This window comes from Shouchella miscanthi (assembly GCF_007725405.1).
Taxonomy (GTDB): domain Bacteria; phylum Bacillota; class Bacilli; order Bacillales; family Bacillaceae_D; genus Shouchella; species Shouchella hunanensis.
The window spans coordinates 2,426,429-2,449,498 of record NZ_CP042163.1 but is presented as its reverse complement, the minus strand read 5'-3'; the positions used below and the strand labels follow the sequence as shown (position 1 = coordinate 2,449,498).

The following is a 23,070-nucleotide window of genomic DNA, read 5'->3' as shown; positions in this document are numbered from 1 at the left end:
GGAAGATGAAAATTGACGGATTTACAAGTGAAATCGACGGAACAAAATGGGTTACATCTTCATTTAGGTGCCACAGATAAGTTTAAAACAATTAGCATCATGTTAATGGTAAATGCGCCACTTCAAGAAGAAACGGTGACGGCAAGAGCGCTAATTCCTCATGTTCTTCAAGGTGGAACAAAAGATCACCCAAATCGTAAGCGATTAAAACAAAAGCTAGAAGAGATGTATGGTGCCACTTTAACGGCAGATGTGCAAAAAAAAGGCGAAGCCCAAGTCATTACGTTTCGAATGGATGTAGCCTCAGAGCAGTACTTGAAGGATTCCGTTTCGTTAGTTGAAGAGGCTTTAACGCTTTTACATCAACTCGTTTACCAGCCTGTTTTGGAGGATGGCGTGTTTGTTACCCAAACAGTGGAACAAGAAAAACGGTCGTTAAAGCAGCGAATTGCTTCGATTTATGATGATAAAATGCGCTATGCCAATGTCCGCATCACAGAAGAAATGTTCCAACATGAAGCCTATCGATTGCCGCCGTATGGAAGAGAAAAGGACTTGGACCAATTAAATTCGCAAACCTTATACGACGCGTATCAGTCAATGCTTGAACAAGATCGATTTGACTTGTATGTTATTGGCTCATTTCAAGAAGAAGAAGTGAAACAAACTGTAAGCCGAGTGTTTACTGAGCAGCATAAAGCGGTAAATACGGTTAAGCCTACAAAAGCAGACAAAGAGATCGAACAGGTTCACATCGTTCATGATGAACAGCAAGTGAAGCAAGGTAAGCTTCATTTAGGTTATAGAACCCACACTACCTTTTCGGATGATGACTATGAAGCAGCTCGAGTTGGAAATGCATTATTTGGAGGATTTCCTTCTTCCAAACTGTTTATAAATGTTCGTGAGAAAGAAAGTCTGGCCTATTATGCAGCTTCGCAAATTGAGAGCCATAAAGGTGTATTAATGGTGATGTCAGGTATTGAATTTGACAAGTATGATCGTGCAGTTGAAATCATTCAGGAACAAGAAAAAGCAATGAAAAAGGGTGATTTCTCAAAAGCTGAAGTAGAGCAAGCAAAAGGCATGCTTCTTAATCAAGCGTTAGAAGCCTTAGATGCGCCGAGAGGAATTGCAGAACTATCTTATCATGAAATTGTCGCGAACCATCGTAAGTCCATTCAAGAGCGTATAGAGAACATTAAAACCGTTACGAAAGAGGATGTCGTGCGAGCTGTTTCCAAATGGGAGCTAGATACGATCTACTTTTTAAAAGGACAGGGGGAAAAAGCATGAAGCCGATTGAATACAAGCAATTGGAAGAAACCTTATACCATGAGCAATTAGACAATGGATTAGATGTCTATATTTTGCCGAAAAAAGGATTTCATAAAACGTTTGCGACGTTTACAACAAAATATGGCTCCATTGACAATCATTTTAAGCCAATTGGTAAAGACAAGCCGGTTCGCGTCCCTGACGGTATTGCTCACTTTCTTGAGCATAAAATGTTCGAAAGCGAAGAAGGGGATGTCTTTCATACGTTTGGCAAACAAGGAGCTTCTGCCAATGCCTTTACGAGCTTTACTCGCACCGCTTATTTGTTTTCAAGTACAACCAATGTTAATGAAAATTTAACAACGTTAATGGATTTTGTACAACACCCGTACTTTACGGATCAAACGGTCGAAAAAGAAAAAGGCATTATTGAACAAGAAATTACGATGTATGATGATAATCCTGATTGGCGTGCTTATTTTGGAACGATTGAAAACATGTATAAACATCACCCTGTTAAAATAGATATTGCTGGTACTGTGCCTTCAATTAATGAAATAACAAAAGAAGATCTTTATACGTGCTATCACACATTTTACCACCCAAACAATATGTTACTATTCATTGTTGGTTCAGTGGAGCCGGAAGAAATGATGACTCTTATTCGTGAAAACCAAGCAAATAAATCGTTTCCAGAGCCAGAGAGCATTGACCGTACATTTCCAGACGAGCCGCTGGAAGTGGATAAGCCGACAAATGTTATACACATGCCTGTGCAAACACCAAAAGTATTTATTGGCTATAAAGAAGCAAATGCAAGCCGTCAAGGCCAAGAGTTGCTTCGCTACGAATTGTCACTCAATGTACTCCTAGATTTAATGTTTGGACCAAGTTCAGAAGCCTACGAGCACATGTATAAAAACGGTGTTGCAGATGACTCGTTTTCGTTTGATTTTACTGCTGAAAAGGGATTTGGATTTTCCATTATCGGTGGTGAAAGTCAACAACCGGAGCAGCTTATTACGGTAGTAGAAGAGACGATTGCATCATTTAAAGCAGGTTCACTGAATGAAGATGATACAGCACGTGTGATTAAAAAGAAAATTGGTGGATTCCTTAAAGCGTTAAACTCGCCAGAATACATTGCAAATGAATTTACTCGTTACCGTTTTAATGATATGGATTTGTTCGCTGTATTGCCAACTCTAGAAGAGCTTACAGTAAACGATCTAGAAACTGTATTACATGCTCATTTTTCTGATCAAGCAAAAACGACACTTATTGTTAAGGATGATCAATCTGGGTCATGAGAAGTGTCTTAGTGACAGGAGCGACAGGGGCGATCGGGCAAGCCGTCTGTCGCTCTTTTCAATTCGAAGCAAGTACCATCTATGTTCATTTTTTTCGTAATGAGAAGAAAGCAAGAGATTTGTGTGCATCATTGCAATGTGATGCCATTCCAGTCTATGCTAATTTGGGGAAAATCGATGGTGTTGCCACTCTTATGGAGCAACTACCGAATATCCCGGATATCGTCGTATACTGTGCCGGCAATTCCCAGCCTCAGCTCTTACAAGATATTAGTGCACAACAACTAGAGGAAACCATGACATTGCATTTAACGAGTGCGATTAAACTGACTCAAGCAGTGATGCCACAAATGATTCACCATCAGAAAGGCGTTATTACACTTATTACTTCTATCTGGGGACTGGAAGGTGCTAGTATGGAGAGTGTCTATGCAGCCGCAAAAAGCGGTGTGCATGGCTTTATGAAAAGCATTGCAAAAGAAGTCGGTCGAAGTAAGGTACGTATAAACGCGGTAGCGCCAGGGGCCATTAACAGTGACATGTTATCCATCTATAGTGAACAAGAACTAGCCGAACTGGCAGACGACATTCCAGCTGGCCGGTTAGGACGTCCGGAAGAGGTAGCGCATGCGGTATTATTTCTAAGCCAGGAAAGGTCATCGTATATTAATGGACAAGTACTTTCAGTGAATGGGGCTTGGCATTGTTAACATGTATATTTCTGTTTGACGAAGGCATACTAGGTGTGAATCTTTTTTAAAACTTAGAGGAGGGATTCACATGTCTGTATTAGATAGCTGGGATCATTGGAAAGAATTTTTAGGTGATCGTCTTGATCAAGCGCAACACGAAGGAATGAATGAAAATATCGTGAGCGACGTTGCTTACCAGGTTGGTGAGTATTTAGCTGAACAAGTAGAACCTAAAAACGAGCAAGAGCGTGTTCTTGCTGAACTTTGGAAAGTGGCTGATGAAAAAGAACAACATGCTATTGCAAATATGATGGTGAAATTAGTCGGCCACAGATAAGTTAAACTGCTTGTTCGTATACACGAACAAGCAGTTTTTCTTTTTGTAGTTTTGTGGTTTCTAAAGGAAAATGCTTTTCTTTTAAAAGTGAATCCTATATCATAGAGCCAAGAAGATTAGCTTTATTTGTCAATTTATTAGAGAAAGGGAGTGGCACGGTGAAAGAATGGTATTTTGAGTACCAGCTACATGAAAACCGGCCAGGGATACTTGGAGATATATCTTCTCTTCTTGGTATGCTTTCTATAAACATTGTGACGATTAATGGGGTTGACGATACGCGTCGAGGCATGTTACTTCGCAGTACTGACGATGACAATGTCAAGCGATTTAAAGCAATCTTACATACAATTGGCAGTGTGACTGTAACAAAATTTCGTGAACCGAGGGTGCGAGATCGACTAGCGATTCGACATGGTCGCTATATTGAGCGAAACGTAACAGAAAAAAAGACGTTTCGATTTATTCGTCGTGAATTAGGCTTACTCGTTGATTTCATGGCAGAAATGATGAAAAGAGATGAGCACTATTTAATTGGTATTCGCGGTATGCCCCGAGTAGGGAAGACAGAGTCGGTTGTAGCAGCGAGCGTTTGTGCGAATAAACGATGGTCGTTTATTTCTTCCACATTGCTTCGCCAAACTGTGCGCAGCCAGCTCGCTGAAGATGAAATGGATGGCGATAACATTTTTATTATTGATGGCATCGTTTCAACCATGCGAGCAACAGAAAAACATCGTATACTAGTTGATGATATTATGCGTCTACCAGCGGTAAAGGTTGTAGAGCATCCGGATATTTTTATTCGAGAGACAGAGTATGAGCTAGAAGACTTTGACTGTATTATTGAACTACGTAACGATGATAATGAAGAGATTACGTACGATGTGGTTGAATCGGGTTTTTCTTCATTCGATATTAGCTAACGTTACTAGGTAGGTGTAAAGATGTCAGAGCTAGGGAATTATTTAAAAGAAAATCGCGAAGAAAAACAACTTTCACTTGATGATCTTCAGCAACGAACAAAGATCCAAAAGCGCTATTTAGTGGCAATTGAAGAAGGGAATTTTGATACGCTTCCAGGAATTTTCTATGCAAGGGCGTTTGTGAAGACGTATGCAGAAGCCGTTGGCTTAAATGCAGAGGAAGTATTAACGACGTATAAGAATGAACTTCCTAGCCCGCAAAGCGAAAGCGTTGATTTACCATCTCGAGCGGAGCGAGTAAAGCCTCCAAAACAAAAAGCACCAGCAAAAAGCGGAAATCGATCTCTTGGAACGATTCTAGTTCCGATCTTAATTGTCATTGTTCTTGCGCTCATTGTTTATTTCGTTTGGACTGCAGGAGATAGCTCGAATACAGATAATACAGCAGAAGAACCACAAGAAGGTTCTTCTTATGATGGGCCAACTGCCGACGAAGATGAAGCCGATAATGATGAAGGCGACGTGACGGATGAAGATGAAGCTCAAGGTGATGAAGAAGCGAATAGTGATACGGAAGATAATGGGGCTGACCCAGAACTCGTTTTAGAAAATGAAGACGCGACGACAAAAACGTATACATTAACGAATGCGGATTCATTTGATTCGCTATTAATTGAAATGAATGATGAAGGTACGTATGTTGAATTACGTGAAAATGAAGGCTCGGGTACGGTAGAGCAAAACTATCCACCGTTCAACGAAGACTTTGAACCTGATGTAACAGATTTAGAATCTCTGTACGTTCGAATTGGGTTCGGTGCAGAAGTGGATACGTTTACTGTGAATGGGTTAGAAATTGATCTTTTAGATACATCGAGTGTCCAAGTAATTGAAGTGTTGCTTGAATCTGAAAATGAATAAACGTGATTTCCGTCTACAGGCGGAAATCATTTTTTTGAGTTCGTTTTTTTTCAGTACGGACGTGACTGTGGTACAATAAATAAGGATTCGCTTATCGTAGTTGGAAAGAAGGGAAGAAATTGAATTTACCTAACAAAATAACAATCGCACGGATTTGCTTAATTCCGCTATTCATGCTGTTCTTGCTTGTTGATTTACCATTTGGTGAGCTAGAAATGTTTAATGATACGATTGCTGTATCGCTACTCATTGCAGCGCTTATTTTTGTCATTGCTGCTGGAACGGATTGGCTTGACGGCTATTACGCGCGTAAATTAAATCTGATAACAAGCTTTGGTAAGTTTATTGATCCACTTGCAGATAAATTGCTCGTAACGGCTGCATTAATTGGGCTGGTGGAGATTCAACTTATTCCAGCTTGGATTGCGATTGTTATTATTAGTAGAGAATTTATTGTGACTGGCATTCGGTTGGTGGCAGCGGCTGAGGGTGATGTCATCGCGGCAAGTAACCTAGGGAAATGGAAGACTTTAACGCAAATGGTTGCTATTATCGCGACACTCTTACATAACATTCCTTTCTCAGCGATTTCGTTTCCGTTCGCTGATTTAATGCTCTATGTTGCAGCCATATTGACGATTTGGTCTGGCGTTGATTATTTTGTTAAAAACAAACATATTATTCTAAAGTCAGTATAGGGGTTGATCCTATGAACGCGGAAATCATTGCTGTTGGTTCAGAGTTGTTGCTTGGCCAAATTGCCAACACAAATGGGCAATACATTTCGAAACAACTTGCAAGTGTTGGTGTTGACGTTTATTCACATACAGTGGTTGGTGATAATGCGGATCGACTGTATAAGACGATCAGTGAAGGGTTTGCTCGTGCGGATTTGCTTATTTTAACGGGTGGGTTAGGCCCGACTAAAGATGATTTAACAAAAGATACGGTTGCAAAGTTTTGTGAACGCGAGCTTGTGTATGACCAAAATGCTCTTGATCATATTGAAGCATATTTTAAGCGACACAATCGGACGATGACACCAAATAATAAAAAGCAAGCATACGTTATAGAAGGTGCTCATGTTCTTGCTAATCGTCATGGTATGGCACCAGGAATGGTTGTTCAACTAGCTGATGAAAAAAGAATCGTTTTATTACCAGGACCGCCAAGTGAAATGAAACCTATGTTTGAAAAAGAGTTTTTACCTGTCTTATTAGGAACAAACGATCAAGCGTCTATTACGTCGCGCGTGCTTCATTTTTTTGGTATCGGTGAATCCCAACTTGAAACGGATCTAGAAGATCTTATTGAGAATCAGCAAAACCCTACAATTGCACCACTTGCAAGTGACGGTGAAGTGAAGTTAAGGTTGACGGTGAAGCATACCGACAAAAATGAAATTAAGCGATTACTTGATGAAACAGAGTCTTTGATTACAGATCGAGTAGGAGATTATCTGTACGGCTACGATGAGACAACGCTCGTTAAAGAAGTTTCTCGTTACTTACATGAACAAGGTCTTACTGTTGCCAGTGCGGAAAGCCTTACAGGCGGATTATTTGCCAGTGAACTCGTTGCCTTACCAGGCGCATCATCGATCTTAACAGGAAGTATTACGGCTTATACAGAAGAAGCTAAAATCGCGTTACTCGGTGTATCTCCACAAACCCTCCAAGATTACGGGGCAGTGAGTGAAGCATGTGCAGCAGAAATGGCTCAAGGAATTCAAAAAAAACTACGAACCGATGTAGCCATCTCTTTTACCGGAGTAGCAGGACCAGAAAAACAAGGGAACCTAGAGCCAGGAACGGTTGTAATTGGCATTGCCTTCCCACAACAACCTGTACGAACCATTCCACTTTCGTTATCTGGTGGGAGAAACGCCGTACGAATGCGTGCGGTTAAGTATGGATTTTTCTATTTGTTGGACGAATTAAAAAGGAGAAATGGTAGTAAATGACATTTTTTTCAGACTTCGAGATTTCAGACCAAGTAAAACAAGCAATTAAGGAGATGGGGTTTGAAGAGCCATCTCCTATCCAAGAAAAAGCCATCCCGGCTATTCTTACCGGAGGCGACGTCATTGGCCAGGCTCAAACAGGAACTGGTAAAACAGCGGCTTTTGGTATTCCTGTTGTGGACAAAGTGACAAGTGATCGAGCGATTCAAGCACTTATTTTAACACCGACACGTGAGCTTGCTATTCAAGTAGCTGGTGAACTACAAAAATTGTCTATGCACAAAGCAATTCGCACGCTACCGATTTATGGTGGGCAGTCAATAGGTCATCAAATTAAAGCGTTAAAACAAGGTGTACAAATTGTGATCGGTACACCAGGTCGAATGCTTGATCACTTGCGTCGTGGCACATTAAAGCTTCAATCGGTTCATACAGTCGTGCTTGATGAAGCGGATGAAATGCTTGACATGGGGTTTGTTGAAGACATTGAAGCGATTTTAAAAGAAGTGAATGATGTAAGGCAAACGCTTCTTTTCTCAGCAACAATGCCACCAGCAATTCGTAAGCTATCACGAAATTATATGAACAATCCTGCTACTGTAACGATTAATAAAGGAGAAGTAACCGCCCCTTCTATCAATCAAGTGTATTATAAAGTGCTGGAGCGTAATAAAATCGATTCCCTTTGTCGAATCATTGACAGCGATGATGTTGATCTTGGTATTTTATTCTGCCGTACAAAAAAAGGGGTCGCCGAATTAACAGAAGCACTTCAGGCAAGAGGTTATTTAGCAGACGGTTTACATGGAGATCTTACACAGTCTCAGCGTGATGTTGTGATGAAAAAATTCCGCGATTCTTCCATTGAATTTTTAATCGCAACAGATGTAGCAGCTCGCGGAATTGATGTAGAAAATGTGAGTCACGTTATTAACTTCGATATTCCACAAGATCCAGAGAGTTATGTTCACCGCATTGGTCGTACAGGTCGTGCAGGCCGGACGGGTGCAGCAATTACGCTTGTGACGCCAAGGGAAATGAAGCACTTACGTTCAATTGAAAAAGAAATAAAAATGTACATCCCGTCTCAAGAAGTACCAACCATTGAAGATGTGGTTGAAAAACAACAAACATCATGGAAAAATTTGATTAAAGAAACAATCGAATCAGGTGGGAAAGAGATGGAATTATTCCGTCCGCTCGCTGATCAAATGTTAGAAGAAGAAGTCGACGCAAAAGAAATCATTTCTGCATTACTAAAACTGAAATTCTCGACCGAAACAGCAAGTGAGGATGCGGGCTATAGCTTTGGTGAAACAGGTGGAGCAAAAGGAATGGTTCGTTTCTTTATTAACGTCGGCCGTAACGTCAATTTAACACCGAAAATTCTTGGTGAGGAAATTAGTCGCTTAATTGGTATTCCAGTGAAAACGATTGGACGTATTGATATCTTTGATAACTTCTCGTTCGTCGATGTACCTGAAGAGAGCGCACCATTTGCATATGAAGGTCTGCGCTATTCGAGAATCAACGGTGCTAGAGTCAATTTAGAGCCGGCGAAGCCTCGTCCTAAGCGTGAGCGTCGTCCTCATGCTGCAGGTCGCCGTTCATAAGAAGAAAGATCGGGTTGTGCCCCCGATCTTTTTCTATTGAAAAAAACCGAATAAATGTTCGTAAAACCTATTGGCAAACGATGAAAAAAGAGGTATGATAGAACAAGAACAATAGCTAACGATGAAACAAGACAGATAACGTTATATGTCTCAACAATACATGAAGATGATTTAAAGGAGATGGAAGAATGAGTGATCGGAAACAAGCGTTAGATATGGCCTTACGCCAGATCGAAAAGCAGTTTGGTAAAGGTTCTGTCATGAAATTAGGAGAGAGAGCGGAGCAACGAATCTCAACCGTTTCAAGTGGTGCACTAGCTTTAGATATTGCTTTAGGTGTTGGTGGCTATCCAAAAGGTAGAGTTATTGAAGTTTACGGACCAGAGTCTTCTGGTAAAACGACAGTTGCTCTTCACGCTATTGCTGAAGTACAACGTCAAGGTGGTCAAGCTGCATTTATTGATGCAGAGCACGCTTTAGACCCTGTTTATGCTGGTAAACTTGGTGTAAATGTAGACGAATTGCTTCTGTCTCAACCTGACACAGGCGAACAAGCATTAGAAATCGCTGAGGCGCTTGTACGAAGTGGCGCTCTGGATATGATTGTTATTGATAGTGTCGCTGCTCTTGTTCCGAAAGCAGAGATTGAAGGCGAAATGGGAGATTCTCACGTCGGCTTGCAGGCTCGTTTGATGTCGCAAGCGTTAAGAAAACTATCTGGCGCAATTAACAAATCGAAAACCGTAGCGGTCTTTATCAATCAAATTCGTGAAAAAGTCGGCGTGATGTTCGGAAACCCCGAAACAACTCCAGGTGGACGTGCGCTTAAGTTCTATTCTTCTGTTCGTTTAGAAGTGCGACGGGCTGAGGCACTGAAACAAGGAAACGATATTGTCGGAAACCGTACCAAAATTAAAGTAGTGAAAAACAAAGTAGCGCCTCCATTCCGCCTTGCTGAAGTGGATATTATGTATGGCGAAGGAATTTCAAGAGAAGGATCCATTCTTGATATTGCTACGGATTTAGAGATTGTGGATAAGAGTGGTGCGTGGTATTCTTACAACGGTGATCGCTTAGGTCAAGGTCGTGAGAACTCGAAACAATTCCTAAAAGAAAACGTGGAGATTACAGCTGAAATCGAACGGAAAATTCGTGATGAGCACAATCTTGATGGAGAAGTAAAAGTAGAAGAAGCTGATAAAGAATCTTTTGAAGATGTTCCTCTAGATTTAAAATAGTAATAGCCAAAAGACTTTCCTGTTTTTTAAAAGGAAAGTCTTTTATCATAATGGTACCCTTTAAAGAAAGAAATAGTTTAACAACGAAAGGAACGAAGGATATAGTATGATATCATTCCTTTACTTTACTGATACGCATATACGTGGTACGACCCCGAAAAATCGTTTAGACTCGTTTCCTGATACTATTAAAGATAAAATTGATCAAGTAATGGCTTTGGCTAACGAGCATCAGGTGGATTTTTTACTCCATGGTGGAGATGTGTTCGACCGACCTGATTTGTCGCCGAGCACAGTTGGGCAGTTTGCGCAGTTATTTAGAAAGGCGAAAGCACCTATTTATGCGATAGCTGGCAATCACGACACATTTGGGCATAATCCTTTAACTGTAACACGGACGATGCTAGGGCTTCTTGATGCTTTTGGCATTATGACTCTTATTCACCCAGATCAACCAGTTTTAGTAGAAAAAGAGGGTGTTCGGGTTCAGCTATCTGGGCAACCTTACCACTATGACCTTGATCAACGGGACCCAAAGCTTGATTATTACCCTGTTAATGAAACTGATGCTACATACATGATTCACCTTGTTCATAGTATGCTCGTTGAAAGAGCGCTACCAGAAGGGGTGCCCCACACATTAATTGACCATATTTGGGGAACAACCGCAGACGTCATTTTCACTGGTCATTTTCATAGTGGTTTTGGCATTAAGGAAAAAGACGGTACATTAATTTGCAACCCAGGTGCACTAGCACGAATAAACAACCATTGGACAGAAATAGAGCGGATGCCGACTGTCATCCTTGGTGAAGTAGACGAATCTGGAATTAGGTTGAAAGAGATACAGTTGAAAGCACAAAAAGGTGAAGCTGTTTTAGATCGATCTTACGTAGAAAAAGCGAGCCATCAAGAGGAAAAGCTCCATGCCTTCGTACAGCAAGTGAAAGAAAAAGCGAATTTTGAAACGCTACAAATGGGTGAAATCATTCGTGAAATCGCAGCCATGTCCAATGTGGAAGAAAAAGTAAGAGAAGAGGCGTTGAGGCGAATGACGCTTATAGAAGAGCGATGGGAGCGTGATGAAACTGAGTAAAATGGTTTCCGTCCGGCTTGAGAATTTTCAATCTCATTTAGATACAATGGTTTCTTTATCCAAAGGTTTAAACGTTGTTGTCGGACAATCAGATAGTGGTAAAACAGCGGTGTTAAGAGGGGTTCGCTGGGCACTTTTTAATCAACCACGAGGGACAGATTTTTTAAAAGTCGGGGCGGACTTTGTACGGGTGACAATTGAATTTGAAAACGGTCATACACTTGTGCGTGAACGGACGTCATCGAAGAACCGCTATATCATTAAAAAAAAGGGTCAAGATGATCTCGTATTGGAAGGTTTCGGTTCGTCGGTACCAGAGGAAGTCTTAAACGCTCATCAAATGCGACCGTTTCGAATTGATGCCGATCATGAGTGGCAGCTGCAAATTGCTCAACAATTAGAAGGACCGTTTTTACTGGAACAAACCGGTTCAATACGAGCGAAAACCATTGGTAGAATGAGTGGAGCTCATTATTTAGATATGGCAATTCGTGATACATCAAAAGACGTTTCACAGCTAACACAAAGGGTGAAGTGGAAAGAACAAGAATTAGAAGCAGCAGCGAAAGAACTGGAACCATTCAAGCCTCTTGATCAAGCAAAGCAGCAATTAGACGAAGGTTTTCGTTTACTTGAACGAGTAAAGGAACATGCACAAAAGGTTCAAGTACTAAAACGTTTAAGTGAACAGTTTAAGCAATTGAATGGTCAAAAAAGTCAACTGGATCAAACCATTTCTAAGGTAAAAGATCTAAATACATGGGAGTTGCTATTTTTAAAATTACAGCAATTAACAGCAAAGCGCTATCAGCTTTCTTCTGTCCAAAGTGAGTGGCAACGTATTTCAAAGGACCTTTCAACCTGTCAGACATGGCTTACGAAAACGGAGTCGATTGACGAGGTTGACCAGCTGGCGAAAGCATTAGCAAATAAGGTGACCCAGACGCTCCATTTACAGCGGCTTAAGAAGAATAAGGAAAACGTGACAGAGAATATAGCGGCATTGAAAGCCCACTTAGAGCGAACACACTTTTTACAATCGTTTAATGAGGAACACGTAACGGATTTACGCAAGAAAGTAATGAAGACCCAACAGTTACGAGAACGTTTAGAATGGCTGCAAAAAACGACTGACGAAGAGAATGAGTTATTAAAGCGAAAGCAGCTTGCACATACGGTGTTACAAGCGTATCCGCTAGCGGAAAGTGTTTCGCAAACATTTGAACGCACGCAAGTGCTTTCACGTTACCAAGAAAAGATTACGCTTTTAAAGAAGCGTTTAGAAGAAGGGGCTGCGTTTGTAGCGCATTCCAAACAACAAGAACAAGAACAAGTTGCACGTTATACGGAGGCATTAAGCGCGTTAAATCTTTGTCCAACATGTGGACAACCAATAAAGCAGAAGGAGGAGTCAAAATGAAACAAGTTGAGCAAGATTTAGATAAAATGAAGCAAGCCATTGATAAAGCAAAAGATCTGCGTTATCGAGCAGAAGCAAAATTAGAAGAATTAGAGAATCAAAAGAAGCGCTTGCTTGAAGAACTAGAAGAGTTAGGTGTTCAGCCAGAAGACTTAGACGAAGAGATTGTAAAGTTAGAGGCAGAGATTGAGCAATCAATGGAACGGGCATGGTCACTTATCCCGAAAGAATTGATCGCTCGTGACTAATCAAAATCAAGAATCAATTGTTGCCCTTGAGCGTGCTTTAAGAGAGAAGAACGATCAGTGGACGCGCTTAGATGAGAAGCGAAACGTTATTAATGAGAAAATTCAACAAGCAACAGTGGCTTTAAAGGAATATGAAGAAACCCTTGACACCTATGAAAAAGCGAGAGTGCTGTTACAGCAATCGGCAGAGTATGCACGAAAGCAAGCGAAGCAGCAAATGGAAACATTAGTAACGAACGCACTGCAATATGTATTTGGGCCAATGATCGCTTTTGAAATTGAACTTGAAGAACATGGTAACAGAGCGGTAGCAGAAATGTTTGTTGTTTCTAACTACGATGGTATGAAAATAAAAACGAAGCCGCAGGATGCTAGAGGCGGTGGGGTCGTAGACATTGTTACTCTTGCACTACGTGTCGCATTAATGGAAACGACTCAACCGAGGCAATCAGGTCCATTGCTCTTAGATGAACCGGGAAAACATGTATCAGGAGAGTATACGCATTATTTATATGAGTTCTTAAAATCTCTTGCGACAATGTTTGATCGACAGATACTGATGATTACGCACAATCATCATTTAACGGAATCAGGAGATAAAGCATTTATCGTAACAATACGGGATGGAATCAGCCAAGTAGAAGAAGCGACGAGCCCTTGACATTAAAAGATGTGAAGCGTAAAATAATGGATGATACACAATGTATCACGGTTGAATTTTTATGAATATATTCATTATTGATTAACAAATGTGAAACATTTAAACCAACAATTGGATAGCAAGGGAGGTGTAACGATGCCAAGCATTGAATTAAATCTCTTGGTTCTAAGCCTCATTGTACTTGCTTTCTCTGTAGTTTTTGCAGTTGTTGGATATCTTGTTCGAAAATCAATCGCTGAACGGAAAATTTCAAGTGCGGAGCAAGCAGCAAAGCAAATCATTGATGATGCGACGCGTGAAGCAGAAACGAACAAAAAAGAAGCGATTCTCGAAGTAAAAGACGAGGTTCACAAGCTAAGAAGTGATGCAGAACGCGACGTACGTGAGCGAAGAAATGAGATTCAGAAACAAGAGCATCGTTTGGTTCAAAAAGAAGAGATTCTAGATCGGAAAAGTGAAACTCTCGATAAGAAAGAAGAGTCATTAGAAAAACGAGAGGAATCTCTCGCCAAAAAACAACGACAAGTTGAAGAGATGGAAAGTAAAATGAGCCAGCTGCTGCTGGACCAAAAACAAGAATTAGAGCGGGTGTCTGGCTTAAGCCGAGAAGAAGCACGAATGATTATACGCCAAGAAGTTGAGCAAGAAGTAGCTCAAGAGTCAGCAATTCTCATTAAAGAAAAGTTAGCTGAAGCAAAAGAAACGGCGGACAAGCGATCGAAAGAAATTCTTTCTCTCGCTATTCAACGTTGCTCAGCGGATCATGTTGCCGAAACAACGGTTTCAGTAGTGAATCTGCCGAACGACGAAATGAAAGGCCGCATTATCGGACGCGAAGGTCGTAACATTCGAGCCTTAGAGACGTTGACAGGTATTGATTTAATTATTGATGACACACCGGAAGCGGTTATTCTTTCTGGCTTTGATCCAATTCGTCGTGAAATTGCGCGGTCTGCGTTAGAGAAACTTGTGCAAGACGGTCGAATTCATCCAGCTCGAATTGAAGAAATGGTCGATAAATCAAGAAGAGAAGTCGATGAAACGATACGCGAATATGGTGAACAAACAACATTTGAAGTAGGCGTTCATGGTCTTCATCCTGATTTGATAAAGATTTTAGGTCGACTTCGTTTCCGCACAAGCTATGGTCAAAATGTCTTAAAACATTCAATGGAAGTCGCTCATTTGACAGGCTTAATGGCTGCCGAACTTGGTGAGGATGTTAAACTAGCGAAGCGTGCAGGTTTATTGCACGACATTGGAAAAGCAATTGATCATGAAGTGGAAGGAAGCCATGTTGAAATTGGTGTTGAGCTTGCGACGAAATACAAGGAGCATCCGGTTGTGATCAACTCGATTGCTTCACATCACGGCGATGTAGAAGCGACATCCATTATTTCCACTCTTGTTGCAGCAGCAGATGCATTATCAGCTGCTCGACCTGGTGCTAGACGTGAAACCCTCGAAACATACATTCGAAGATTAGAGAAGCTAGAAGAGATCTCTGAATCATTTGATGGTGTTGAAAAGACGTTTGCGATTCAAGCCGGTCGAGAGGTACGCATTATGGTAAGACCGGATGTGGTGGATGACGCACTAGCTCACAGTCTTGCTAGAGATATTACGAAGAAGATTGAGCAAGAGCTAGATTATCCAGGACATATACGTGTTACTGTCATTCGTGAAACTCGTGCAGTTGAATATGCTAAATAAAGTGGCGAAAGCCACTTTATTTTTTTGTAAATCAAAAGGAAAGTAGGGGTTTTTTGAAGATTTTATTTATTGGTGATGTTGTTGGTTCTCCTGGTAGAGAAATGATCACTGAACATATAAAAGGGTTAAAGCAAGAATATAAGCCGACGGTGACAATTATAAATGGCGAAAATGCGGCTCATGGAAAAGGGATTACCGAAAAAATTTACAAAGGTTTTTTAGCTGAAGGTGCGCAGGCTGTGACACTTGGAAATCATTCTTGGGATAAGAAAGAGATTTTTTCGTTTATCGAAGATGCAACGGCTCTTGTTCGACCAGCCAATTATCCTGAAGGGACACCAGGAGTTGGCTATCGAATCATTCAAATTAATCAAGTAAAGTTAGCTGTGATTAATTTAATTGGACGAACGTTTATGAACCCAGTTGATTGTCCGTTTAAAAAAGTTGATGACATTTTAGCAGAAATGAATGGTGAAGCAGATGTCATTTTCGTAGACTTTCATGCTGAAACAACGAGCGAAAAACAAGCGATGGGCTGGTATTTAGATGGTCGGGTGAGTGCAGTAATTGGCACACACACACATGTGCAAACGGCTGATGAGCGAATTCTTCCTCAAGGGACAGCGTATTTATCAGATGTTGGTATGACAGGTCCTCTTGATGGAATTTTAGGAATGGATCGTCATGCTGTGCTGCATAAATTTCTAACAAGTATGCCTGTTCGATTTGAAGTAGCAGAAGGAAAAAGACAGTTAAATGCATGCATCATTACAATAAACGATAAGACGATGAACGCAACGAGCATTAAGAGAATTACTCGAACGGACGAGCAAACCATTTATTAAGGCATATCTGTCCCTCTAAGCAAATATAGATGTAATAAGGCAGATAGCCTGTTAGACATCATCTATTCGATTTTGAATTGATCGAACTGTTATTTGCTTAAGGAGGGGTAGAAATGGAAGTGTTAAAAGTATCAGCAAAATCGACACCAAATTCAGTAGCAGGAGCTTTGGCAGGCGTTATTCGTGAGAGAGGTGCCGCAGAGATTCAAGCGATTGGTGCAGGCGCACTCAATCAGTCCATAAAAGCAGTTGCCATTGCGAGAGGATTTGTCGCCCCGAGTGGAATTGATCTCGTTTGTATTCCGGCATTTACGGATATAGAGATTGAAGGGGAAGAGCGAACGGCTATTAAGCTAATTATTGAACCGCGTTAAAAATAGAGAAGGTGTCCATGACACCTTCTCTATTTTTTTTTACGATAATCTTGTTTGGTTGCCGGTTTGAATGGTAACCGCAGAATCAAGAGACGTTCTTGGTGTATACCCATTGCTTGAAAAGGTACGCACAAATGTAAAGTTTAACCGTGTTACTTGAGGAAGTAAATGAGCCGTGGTAGTTGCGCCAGGACGTCGCATTTGATTCAAATGATAAATGATTTCTTCAGACGTGCGAATGGCAATTCCATGACCATAGTATAAATTATCATTAAGCTTAATAACATTTTCTCCCCGCCATACTGAGTGCTGAGGTGCAAAATCAGGATTATCAAAGTAAAGACAGTCACCAATTACGTAGTCTGTTCCTGCTCGTGTTTCTAACTGCAAATCTTCATCATGTTCCCAAGAATATAAATAGAGTTGCTGAAACAATTGGTCAAAGGATTGTTGATCAATGGAGTCTTTCACTGCTTTATAAAAAATAATAATAATGGCCGTTGCGCACTCAAAGCCATACAGCTGCCCATTTTGAAAAATATCCTCGATGGCATCAGATGGACGAACATAAGGATTTAATTGAAAAGCACCATTAGGCATTCGTCTCCAAAAGCGTGGATTACAAGTTGAGCGCATAAACGATTCAAAACGAGCCCCGCTTTGCAACAAACTAATAGAAGCGTGAATCGTGTGTTTTCGTAACGCTAGTTCGAAGCTCAACTCTTGTAAAGATGCGTAGTTGTAGGAAACGCTTTGACTAGCCAAACTTTGAATGATAGCTGTTTCGATTTGGGATAAAGCTGGTAATGAAGATGTATTTAACGGTTTATCTTGAATGGTTATCATCGTAGATCCCTCCAATGATGTGTGCACGATTACTATTAATCAATGATCAAGTGACAGAAATTATGCGCATGAAGCTCGAATGAAGAGGAAAAGAACGGTTGTCATTGTGTTCTACCGCTTTGCCACGTATAATATGGAGGGAATGGATTGTTGGCACGAAAGGAGAGCAATAGAAATGTCTGATCAAAAGAAGGCGAAAGATTACAGCCATTACTTTGATTTTAGTGATGCACGGATTATATCAGAAGATGATGAAAAAAAGGTAGTCAAAATAAAAGGTAGAGATATTACAATTTATGACCAACCGAACTATCGCTCTGGTCGCAAACGCAAGCGTGAAGAAGTTCAAGTGATTCGACCAGATCATATTGTTCCAGCGGAGTTGGCCAATCTCGGAAAGGGAAAAAAATTCCTGATTCGTACATATGGTTGCCAAATGAACGTACACGATTCAGAGAATATGTCAGGGATGCTAGTAGAAATGGGCTTCGAAGAAACAACCGAAACGACTGAAGCGGATGTTATTCTTCTTAACACATGTGCCATTCGTGAAAACGCAGAAAACAAAGTGTTTGGAGAGATTGGTCATTTAAAGCCTTTAAAATTAGAGAAACCCGAGCTCATTATTGGTGTTTGTGGCTGTATGTCACAAGAAGAATCGGTTGTTAGCCGCATTCTACAGAAACATCAGCACATTGATTTGATTTTTGGTACGCATAACATTCACCGCTTGCCTACTCTTTTACAAGGAGCCATTTTTGGAAAAGAAATGGTCGTTGAAGTATGGTCAAAAGAGGGCGATGTTGTGGAAAATATGCCACGAAAACGTCAAAATAAAACGCAAGCTTGGGTAAACATCATGTACGGTTGCGATAAATTCTGTACGTACTGTATTGTGCCTTATACACGAGGAAAAGAACGAAGTCGTTTGCCAGAGGATATTATAAATGAAGTTCGTGACTTAGCTCGTCAGGGGTACAAAGAAGTAACATTACTAGGGCAAAACGTTAACGCTTACGGTAAAGATCTTCCTGGTGATTACGGTGGTCTTGGAGAACTAATGGATGCAATTCATAAAATCGACATACCTCGTGTTCGGTTTACGACAAGTCATCCAAGAGACTTTGATGATCATTTAATTGAGGTTTTGGCTCAAGGTGGAAACTTAGTTGAACATATTCATTTACCTGTTCAACATGGAAATACTGAGATTTTAAAACTGATGGGAAGAAAGTACTCACGAGAGCAATACGTGACCCTCGCAAGCAAAATTAAAGAAGCCATTCCTAATGCTTCGTTTACAACGGATTTAATTGTTGGTTTCCCAAATGAAACTGAGGAACAATTCGAAGACATGTTATCACTTGTTGAAGAGATGCAGTTTGATGCAGCTTTTACGTATATTTATTCTCCTCGTGAAGGCACGCCTGCTGCACGAATGGAAGATAATGTACCGATGGAAACAAAAAAGAAACGTCTGGCACGTTTGAATGCTCTTGTAAACAGCATATCTGAGAAGCGCAACTTAGATTATCAAGATAAAGTAGTCGAAGTTCTTGTTGAAGGTGAAAGTAAGAAAAACCCTGATGTATTAGCTGGAAGAACGCGAACAAATCGATTAGTAAACTTTGTCGGTCCTAAGTCCGTTATTGGTGAGATTGTCTATATTCAAGTGACAGAGGCTAAAACATGGTCTCTTAATGGAAAAATGATTGAAACAGCGGAGGTGCGTGTGTAATGAGCACACTGTATACACGAAAAGACATTCGGGAAAAAGCAAAAGAACTGGCAACGATGCTTGCGCAAACAGAAGAGGTTGATTTCTTTAAACGAGCAGAAAAGAAAATCAATGAACATTTGCGTGTTCAAGAGATGATCGCTGAGATTAAAAAGCACCAAAAGGAAGCTGTTAATTTACGCCATTACGGTAAACTAGAAGCAATGAAAGAAGTAGAAGCAAAAATAGATGAACTTCATAATCAAATTGATGACATTCCGCTGGTTCAAGAATTTAAACGTAGTCAAATTGAAGTGAATGAGCTACTACAAGTTATAACCAATACCGTTTCAAAACGTGTAACAGATGAAATTATTCGTTCCATGGATGGAGACGTCATGCGCGGTACAACGACGAAAAGTCCCTTTCATCGTTGCTAACCTAGAAACACCCTAATTATTTCGTTAGGGTGTTTTTTCATGGTCTAAACAAGTCATCGTGCACATAGCTTAATAGAGAAGCGTGTATCTAAAGCCCGCGGAGCGGATAAAGAGTGCTGGCTGCTTAGGCTTTAGGTGAATTGTGAATGGAGGGAACAGGATGGCAGATCCAAGAAGTTCATCAAGTTATCGTGAAATTATTACGAAAGCGGTCTGTGGAAAAGGACGGAAATTTTCAGAAGCTACTCATCATATTCGACCGACAGAACGTCCGTCAAGTATTTTAGGGTGTTGGATCATTAATCATACCTATAGTGCAAAGAAACGCGGAGACAACATTGAAGTAAGCGGAACGTACGATATTAATGTCTGGTATTCATACGGAAATAATACAAAAACAGAGGTAGCCACTCAAACCGTTTCTTACACCGACATTGTTCCTTTATCGATGAAAGATGAGAATGTCATTTCTGAAGAACTTGACGTTGTTGCAAAAGCTGTACAACAACCAAACACGTTAGAGGCAGTCATTAGTGAAAATGGCCATTCCGTTGATGTTCAAGTAGAACGAGAGTTTGTAGTAGAATGTATCGGGGAAACAAAAGTAGCTGTTGCAGTCAACCCTGAAGGAGTGATTGAAGAGTATCCACTAGATGCTTTAGGCAGAGACCTATCCGATGATGATTATGAGCAAATTGATCCGAATTTTTTACAAGAAGAAGTCGATAAATCCTAAGCCAAGCTGAATGATACAGCTGGCTTTTTTTTTCTTGAATGAAGGGACAGCCTTTACTATGATATAATGACGTAAGATTTTAGGATTAACGGAGGCACGTTTAGAATGACGCCAATGATGAAGCAATATTTAGAGATAAAAGAACACTATCAAGATGCGATTCTATTTTTTAGATTAGGTGACTTCTATGAAATGTTCTATGAAGACGCACAGACGGCAGCGAAAGAATTAGAAATTACGCTAACAGGTAGAGGGCAAGGGGAAGATCGAATTCCAATGTGTGGTGTTCCACATCATTCAGCTGAAAATTATATGACACAGTTAATTGATAAAGGCTATAAAGTGGCCATTTGTGAGCAAGTAGAAGACCCTAAAATGGTAAAGGGAGTCGTTAAACGCGAAGTGACGAAATTATTGACTCCCGGAACACTCATGAACAGCAAGCTTCTTTCAGAAAGAGAAAACAATTTTCTTGTTGCCATTGCTGTTGCTGACGGTGCGTACGGAGTAGCTCGATGTGATTTATCGACTGGCGAAAGTGATGTCACACTTATTAACGGCACTATGGATGATCTACTAGAAGAGATTACTACAAGTCGCTCCAAGGAAGTTGTAGCGCCTATTGAAGTGGAAGAGCAGTTACATGCCTCCTTCGCCCATAATCGCTCCATTTTAATTTCTTATCGGCAGCATGAAGAGCCGCTAGAAGAATATCAGCATTTAGTTACGAACATTAAACATCCTGTATTACAGAAAGCATACTATCGATTACTTCATTACTTAGTAGAGACGCAGAAGCAATCGTTACATCATCTTCAACAAGCTACATTCCTATCAACAGATGATTATTTGAAATTGGATATTCACGCAAAACGAAATTTAGAACTAGTGGAGACATTACGAGAGAAGAAAAAGCAAGGCTCGCTCCTGTCAGTTATTGATCAAACGGTTACGTCGATGGGCGGGCGCTTAATGCGACAATGGATGGATCGACCACTTGTACGACCTAGAGCAATTAAAGAGCGCCAAGAGGTTGTTGAGCAGTTTTATCATGCTTTTTTTGAACGAGAAGCGTTACGGGATTTATTAAAAGAAGTGTACGATATAGAGCGTTTAGCTGCTCGTATTGCGTACGGGAGTGTAAATGCGAGAGAACTTGTACAGCTAAAGCGATCGTTAAAAAAGCTACCTGATATCAAAGCCCAGTTAGACGGTTTAGCGATTAATAAAAATTGGCTACAGTCGATTGAAACGTACGGAACCCTTGTTCAATTATTAACGAGCAGTATCGTGGACGACCCACCTATTTCGCTAACGGATGGCGGCATTCTTGTTGATGGCTATAATGAAGAGCTTGATCGGTATCGTGATGCCAGTAAAAATGGAAAACAGTGGATTGCACAACTGGAACAGCAAGAACGAGAATTTACAGGCATCCGTTCATTAAAAGTCGGTTATAACAAAGTCTTTGGTTATTATATTGAAGTGTCACGAGCGAATACGCACCTACTACCAGAAGGAAGATATGAGCGTAAGCAAACGTTAACAAACGCAGAACGCTATATTACACCTGAGCTCAAAGAGAAAGAAGCATTAATAGTAGAGGCGGAAGAATCACTCACAGAACTAGAGTATCAATTGTTTATCGATATTCGTACAGTTGTGCAAGAATATGTGCCTTCTTTGCAAAAACTCGCTACAGAAATAAGCGAAATGGACGTTCTCGCAAGCTTTGCGATGGTAGCCGAAAAACAGCAGTATGTAAAGCCAACTGTAACAGAAACACGTCAAATTAATATCATTCAAGGTCGACACCCTGTGGTAGAAACGGTTATTCAGCGGGGAACATATGTTGAAAACGATATTGATTTAACAGATGAACGAGATATGTTACTTATTACTGGACCGAATATGGGTGGTAAATCTACTTATATGCGACAGCTTGCACTTAGCGCTATCTTAACTCAAATCGGAAGTTTTGTGCCTGCTAAGCAAGCAACAATGCCGATTTTTGATCGAATCTTTACGAGAATTGGTGCTGCTGATGACTTAGCGAGTGGCCAAAGTACATTTATGGTCGAAATGATGGAAACAAAGGATGCCTTAACAAAGGCGACGGAAAATAGCCTTATTATACTAGACGAAATTGGTCGTGGAACATCAACTTATGACGGGATGGCTTTAGCACAGGCTATTATTGAGTATATCCACGAATCTATTGGTGCAAAGACGTTGTTCTCCACCCATTATCATGAATTGACGGAACTGGCAAAGTCAATTCCAACATTACGAAACGTCCATGTGTCTGCTACTGAAGAAGACGGTACAGTCGTGTTCTTGCACCAAATTATTGAAGGTGCCGCCGATCGTAGCTATGGTGTGTATGTTGCAGAGCTGGCTGGCTTACCTGAGTCTGTAACAAAACGAGCAAATGAATTGTTGGCGACGTTTGAAGCAAAACCAACAAAGGCTACACAAGAGCATACAGTCGTTCACGAAGAAGTTGCTTCCACTCACGAAGATGTGGAGCAATTAAGTTTGTTTCAAGTAAAAGAAGAGAAAAAGAATGGGAAAACAAAAAAAGAACAAAGCGTTTTAAAGGCGCTACAGGAATTAGATCTTTTGCACGTCACGCCTTTTGAAGCAATGAAAAAGGTGAACGATTGGCAAATGCAGTTAAGAAAGAAATGAGGTGT

22 protein-coding genes are annotated in these 23,070 nt (G+C 40.7%); 21 read left to right on the top strand and 1 reads right to left on the bottom strand.

Going from position 1 to position 23,070, the window contains the following annotated elements:
• The first annotated feature begins 12 nt into the window (after positions 1-12).
• The 17 genes from yfmF (at position 13) to FPV17_RS12220 (ending at position 16,635) form a co-directional block, all read left to right on the top strand.
• Entirely contained in the window at positions 13-1,296 is a 1,284-nt protein-coding gene (gene yfmF / locus FPV17_RS12300) for an EF-P 5-aminopentanol modification-associated protein YfmF (RefSeq protein ID WP_246117035.1), read from the top strand.
• Positions 1,293-2,588: an EF-P 5-aminopentanol modification-associated protein YfmH gene (yfmH, locus tag FPV17_RS12295; protein WP_035397265.1), complete on the top strand. Its 1,296-nt coding sequence runs from the start codon at positions 1,293-1,295 to the stop codon at positions 2,586-2,588. The genes yfmF and yfmH overlap by 4 nt, the downstream gene beginning before the upstream one ends.
• On the top strand, positions 2,585-3,298 hold the full coding sequence (gene ymfI / locus FPV17_RS12290; protein ID WP_060704018.1) for an elongation factor P 5-aminopentanone reductase: 714 nt from the start codon (positions 2,585-2,587) through the stop codon (positions 3,296-3,298). Before yfmH ends, ymfI begins: the two co-directional genes overlap by 4 nt.
• 70 nt (positions 3,299-3,368) lie before the next feature.
• The gene (locus tag FPV17_RS12285) at positions 3,369-3,617 is read left to right on the top strand and encodes a DUF3243 domain-containing protein (protein ID WP_035397267.1); all 249 of its coding nucleotides are present in this window, start codon (positions 3,369-3,371) and stop codon (positions 3,615-3,617) included.
• A 158-nt stretch (positions 3,618-3,775) separates the two neighbouring features.
• Positions 3,776-4,543 carry a DUF3388 domain-containing protein gene (locus FPV17_RS12280; protein WP_035397296.1) on the top strand — a complete coding sequence of 256 codons (768 nt, stop codon included), beginning with the start codon at positions 3,776-3,778 and terminating at the stop codon, positions 4,541-4,543.
• A 21-nt stretch (positions 4,544-4,564) separates the two neighbouring features.
• Positions 4,565-5,464 (top strand): helix-turn-helix domain-containing protein, encoded by a 900-nt coding sequence (locus FPV17_RS12275; protein ID WP_144559151.1) that lies wholly within the window; start codon positions 4,565-4,567, stop codon positions 5,462-5,464.
• Between the two features lie 119 nt (positions 5,465-5,583).
• On the top strand, positions 5,584-6,162 hold the full coding sequence (pgsA, locus tag FPV17_RS12270) for a CDP-diacylglycerol--glycerol-3-phosphate 3-phosphatidyltransferase (RefSeq protein WP_035397270.1): 579 nt from the start codon (positions 5,584-5,586) through the stop codon (positions 6,160-6,162).
• Positions 6,163-6,173: 11 nt separating this feature from the next.
• The gene (locus FPV17_RS12265; protein ID WP_144559150.1) at positions 6,174-7,427 is read left to right on the top strand and encodes a competence/damage-inducible protein A; all 1,254 of its coding nucleotides are present in this window, start codon (positions 6,174-6,176) and stop codon (positions 7,425-7,427) included.
• Positions 7,424-9,040 (top strand): DEAD/DEAH box helicase, encoded by a 1,617-nt coding sequence (locus tag FPV17_RS12260; protein ID WP_035397271.1) that lies wholly within the window; start codon positions 7,424-7,426, stop codon positions 9,038-9,040. Before FPV17_RS12265 ends, FPV17_RS12260 begins: the two co-directional genes overlap by 4 nt.
• Before the next feature lie 188 nt (positions 9,041-9,228).
• A complete protein-coding gene (recA, locus tag FPV17_RS12255; protein WP_035397273.1) occupies positions 9,229-10,278 on the top strand; it encodes a recombinase RecA in 1,050 nt (349 codons plus the stop codon).
• Positions 10,279-10,384: 106 nt separating this feature from the next.
• Positions 10,385-11,374 (top strand): metallophosphoesterase family protein, encoded by a 990-nt coding sequence (locus tag FPV17_RS12250; RefSeq protein ID WP_052008199.1) that lies wholly within the window; start codon positions 10,385-10,387, stop codon positions 11,372-11,374.
• Complete coding sequence (locus tag FPV17_RS12245; protein WP_246117207.1) at positions 11,361-12,794, top strand: AAA family ATPase; 1,434 nt, start codon at positions 11,361-11,363, stop codon at positions 12,792-12,794. Before FPV17_RS12250 ends, FPV17_RS12245 begins: the two co-directional genes overlap by 14 nt.
• Positions 12,791-13,042, top strand: a complete 252-nt coding sequence (locus tag FPV17_RS12240; RefSeq protein WP_035397277.1) for a DUF2203 family protein — start codon at positions 12,791-12,793, stop codon at positions 13,040-13,042. Before FPV17_RS12245 ends, FPV17_RS12240 begins: the two co-directional genes overlap by 4 nt.
• A complete protein-coding gene (locus FPV17_RS12235; protein ID WP_035397279.1) occupies positions 13,035-13,703 on the top strand; it encodes an AAA family ATPase in 669 nt (222 codons plus the stop codon). The genes FPV17_RS12240 and FPV17_RS12235 overlap by 8 nt, the downstream gene beginning before the upstream one ends.
• A gap of 135 nt (positions 13,704-13,838) precedes the next feature.
• Positions 13,839-15,416: a ribonuclease Y gene (rny, locus tag FPV17_RS12230; protein ID WP_144559149.1), complete on the top strand. Its 1,578-nt coding sequence runs from the start codon at positions 13,839-13,841 to the stop codon at positions 15,414-15,416.
• 53 nt (positions 15,417-15,469) lie between these two features.
• Positions 15,470-16,261: a TIGR00282 family metallophosphoesterase gene (locus tag FPV17_RS12225; RefSeq protein ID WP_144559148.1), complete on the top strand. Its 792-nt coding sequence runs from the start codon at positions 15,470-15,472 to the stop codon at positions 16,259-16,261.
• Positions 16,262-16,374: 113 nt separating this feature from the next.
• Positions 16,375-16,635, top strand: coding sequence for a stage V sporulation protein S (locus tag FPV17_RS12220; protein ID WP_035397283.1), 261 nt, complete (start codon positions 16,375-16,377; stop codon positions 16,633-16,635).
• A gap of 39 nt (positions 16,636-16,674) precedes the next feature.
• Here the strand turns inward: FPV17_RS12220 and FPV17_RS12215 are convergent, their stop codons facing one another.
• Entirely contained in the window at positions 16,675-17,481 is an 807-nt protein-coding gene (locus FPV17_RS12215) for a protein-glutamine gamma-glutamyltransferase (protein ID WP_035397285.1), read from the bottom strand.
• Between the two features lie 175 nt (positions 17,482-17,656).
• On the opposite strand from FPV17_RS12215, the gene miaB reads away from it, so the two are divergent.
• The 4 genes from miaB (at position 17,657) to mutS (ending at position 23,065) form a co-directional block, all read left to right on the top strand.
• On the top strand, positions 17,657-19,219 hold the full coding sequence (miaB, locus tag FPV17_RS12210; protein WP_144559147.1) for a tRNA (N6-isopentenyl adenosine(37)-C2)-methylthiotransferase MiaB: 1,563 nt from the start codon (positions 17,657-17,659) through the stop codon (positions 19,217-19,219).
• Positions 19,219-19,638: a YlbF/YmcA family competence regulator gene (locus tag FPV17_RS12205; RefSeq protein WP_035397287.1), complete on the top strand. Its 420-nt coding sequence runs from the start codon at positions 19,219-19,221 to the stop codon at positions 19,636-19,638. The genes miaB and FPV17_RS12205 overlap by 1 nt, the downstream gene beginning before the upstream one ends.
• A 160-nt stretch (positions 19,639-19,798) precedes the next feature.
• On the top strand, positions 19,799-20,374 hold the full coding sequence (locus FPV17_RS12200; protein ID WP_035397289.1) for an outer spore coat protein CotE: 576 nt from the start codon (positions 19,799-19,801) through the stop codon (positions 20,372-20,374).
• Positions 20,375-20,479: 105 nt separating this feature from the next.
• Positions 20,480-23,065, top strand: a complete 2,586-nt coding sequence (gene mutS, locus FPV17_RS12195) for a DNA mismatch repair protein MutS (protein ID WP_144559146.1) — start codon at positions 20,480-20,482, stop codon at positions 23,063-23,065.
• The last annotated feature ends 5 nt before the right edge of the window (positions 23,066-23,070 follow it).

Coding starts and splice junctions, on each gene's coding strand:
- FPV17_RS12250 (WP_052008199.1), top strand. CDS start 10,385: ATGATATCATTCCTTTACTTTACTGATACGCATATACGTGGTACGACC.
- FPV17_RS12260 (WP_035397271.1), top strand. CDS start 7,424: ATGACATTTTTTTCAGACTTCGAGATTTCAGACCAAGTAAAACAAGCA.
- yfmH (WP_035397265.1), top strand. CDS start 1,293: ATGAAGCCGATTGAATACAAGCAATTGGAAGAAACCTTATACCATGAG.
- recA (WP_035397273.1), top strand. CDS start 9,229: ATGAGTGATCGGAAACAAGCGTTAGATATGGCCTTACGCCAGATCGAA.
- FPV17_RS12215 (WP_035397285.1), bottom strand. CDS start 17,481: ATGATAACCATTCAAGATAAACCGTTAAATACATCTTCATTACCAGCT.
- FPV17_RS12200 (WP_035397289.1), top strand. CDS start 19,799: ATGGCAGATCCAAGAAGTTCATCAAGTTATCGTGAAATTATTACGAAA.
- rny (WP_144559149.1), top strand. CDS start 13,839: ATGCCAAGCATTGAATTAAATCTCTTGGTTCTAAGCCTCATTGTACTT.
- FPV17_RS12265 (WP_144559150.1), top strand. CDS start 6,174: ATGAACGCGGAAATCATTGCTGTTGGTTCAGAGTTGTTGCTTGGCCAA.
- FPV17_RS12220 (WP_035397283.1), top strand. CDS start 16,375: ATGGAAGTGTTAAAAGTATCAGCAAAATCGACACCAAATTCAGTAGCA.
- FPV17_RS12240 (WP_035397277.1), top strand. CDS start 12,791: ATGAAACAAGTTGAGCAAGATTTAGATAAAATGAAGCAAGCCATTGAT.
- mutS (WP_144559146.1), top strand. CDS start 20,480: ATGACGCCAATGATGAAGCAATATTTAGAGATAAAAGAACACTATCAA.
- ymfI (WP_060704018.1), top strand. CDS start 2,585: ATGAGAAGTGTCTTAGTGACAGGAGCGACAGGGGCGATCGGGCAAGCC.
- FPV17_RS12245 (WP_246117207.1), top strand. CDS start 11,361: ATGAAACTGAGTAAAATGGTTTCCGTCCGGCTTGAGAATTTTCAATCT.
- miaB (WP_144559147.1), top strand. CDS start 17,657: ATGTCTGATCAAAAGAAGGCGAAAGATTACAGCCATTACTTTGATTTT.
- FPV17_RS12285 (WP_035397267.1), top strand. CDS start 3,369: ATGTCTGTATTAGATAGCTGGGATCATTGGAAAGAATTTTTAGGTGAT.
- FPV17_RS12205 (WP_035397287.1), top strand. CDS start 19,219: ATGAGCACACTGTATACACGAAAAGACATTCGGGAAAAAGCAAAAGAA.
- FPV17_RS12275 (WP_144559151.1), top strand. CDS start 4,565: ATGTCAGAGCTAGGGAATTATTTAAAAGAAAATCGCGAAGAAAAACAA.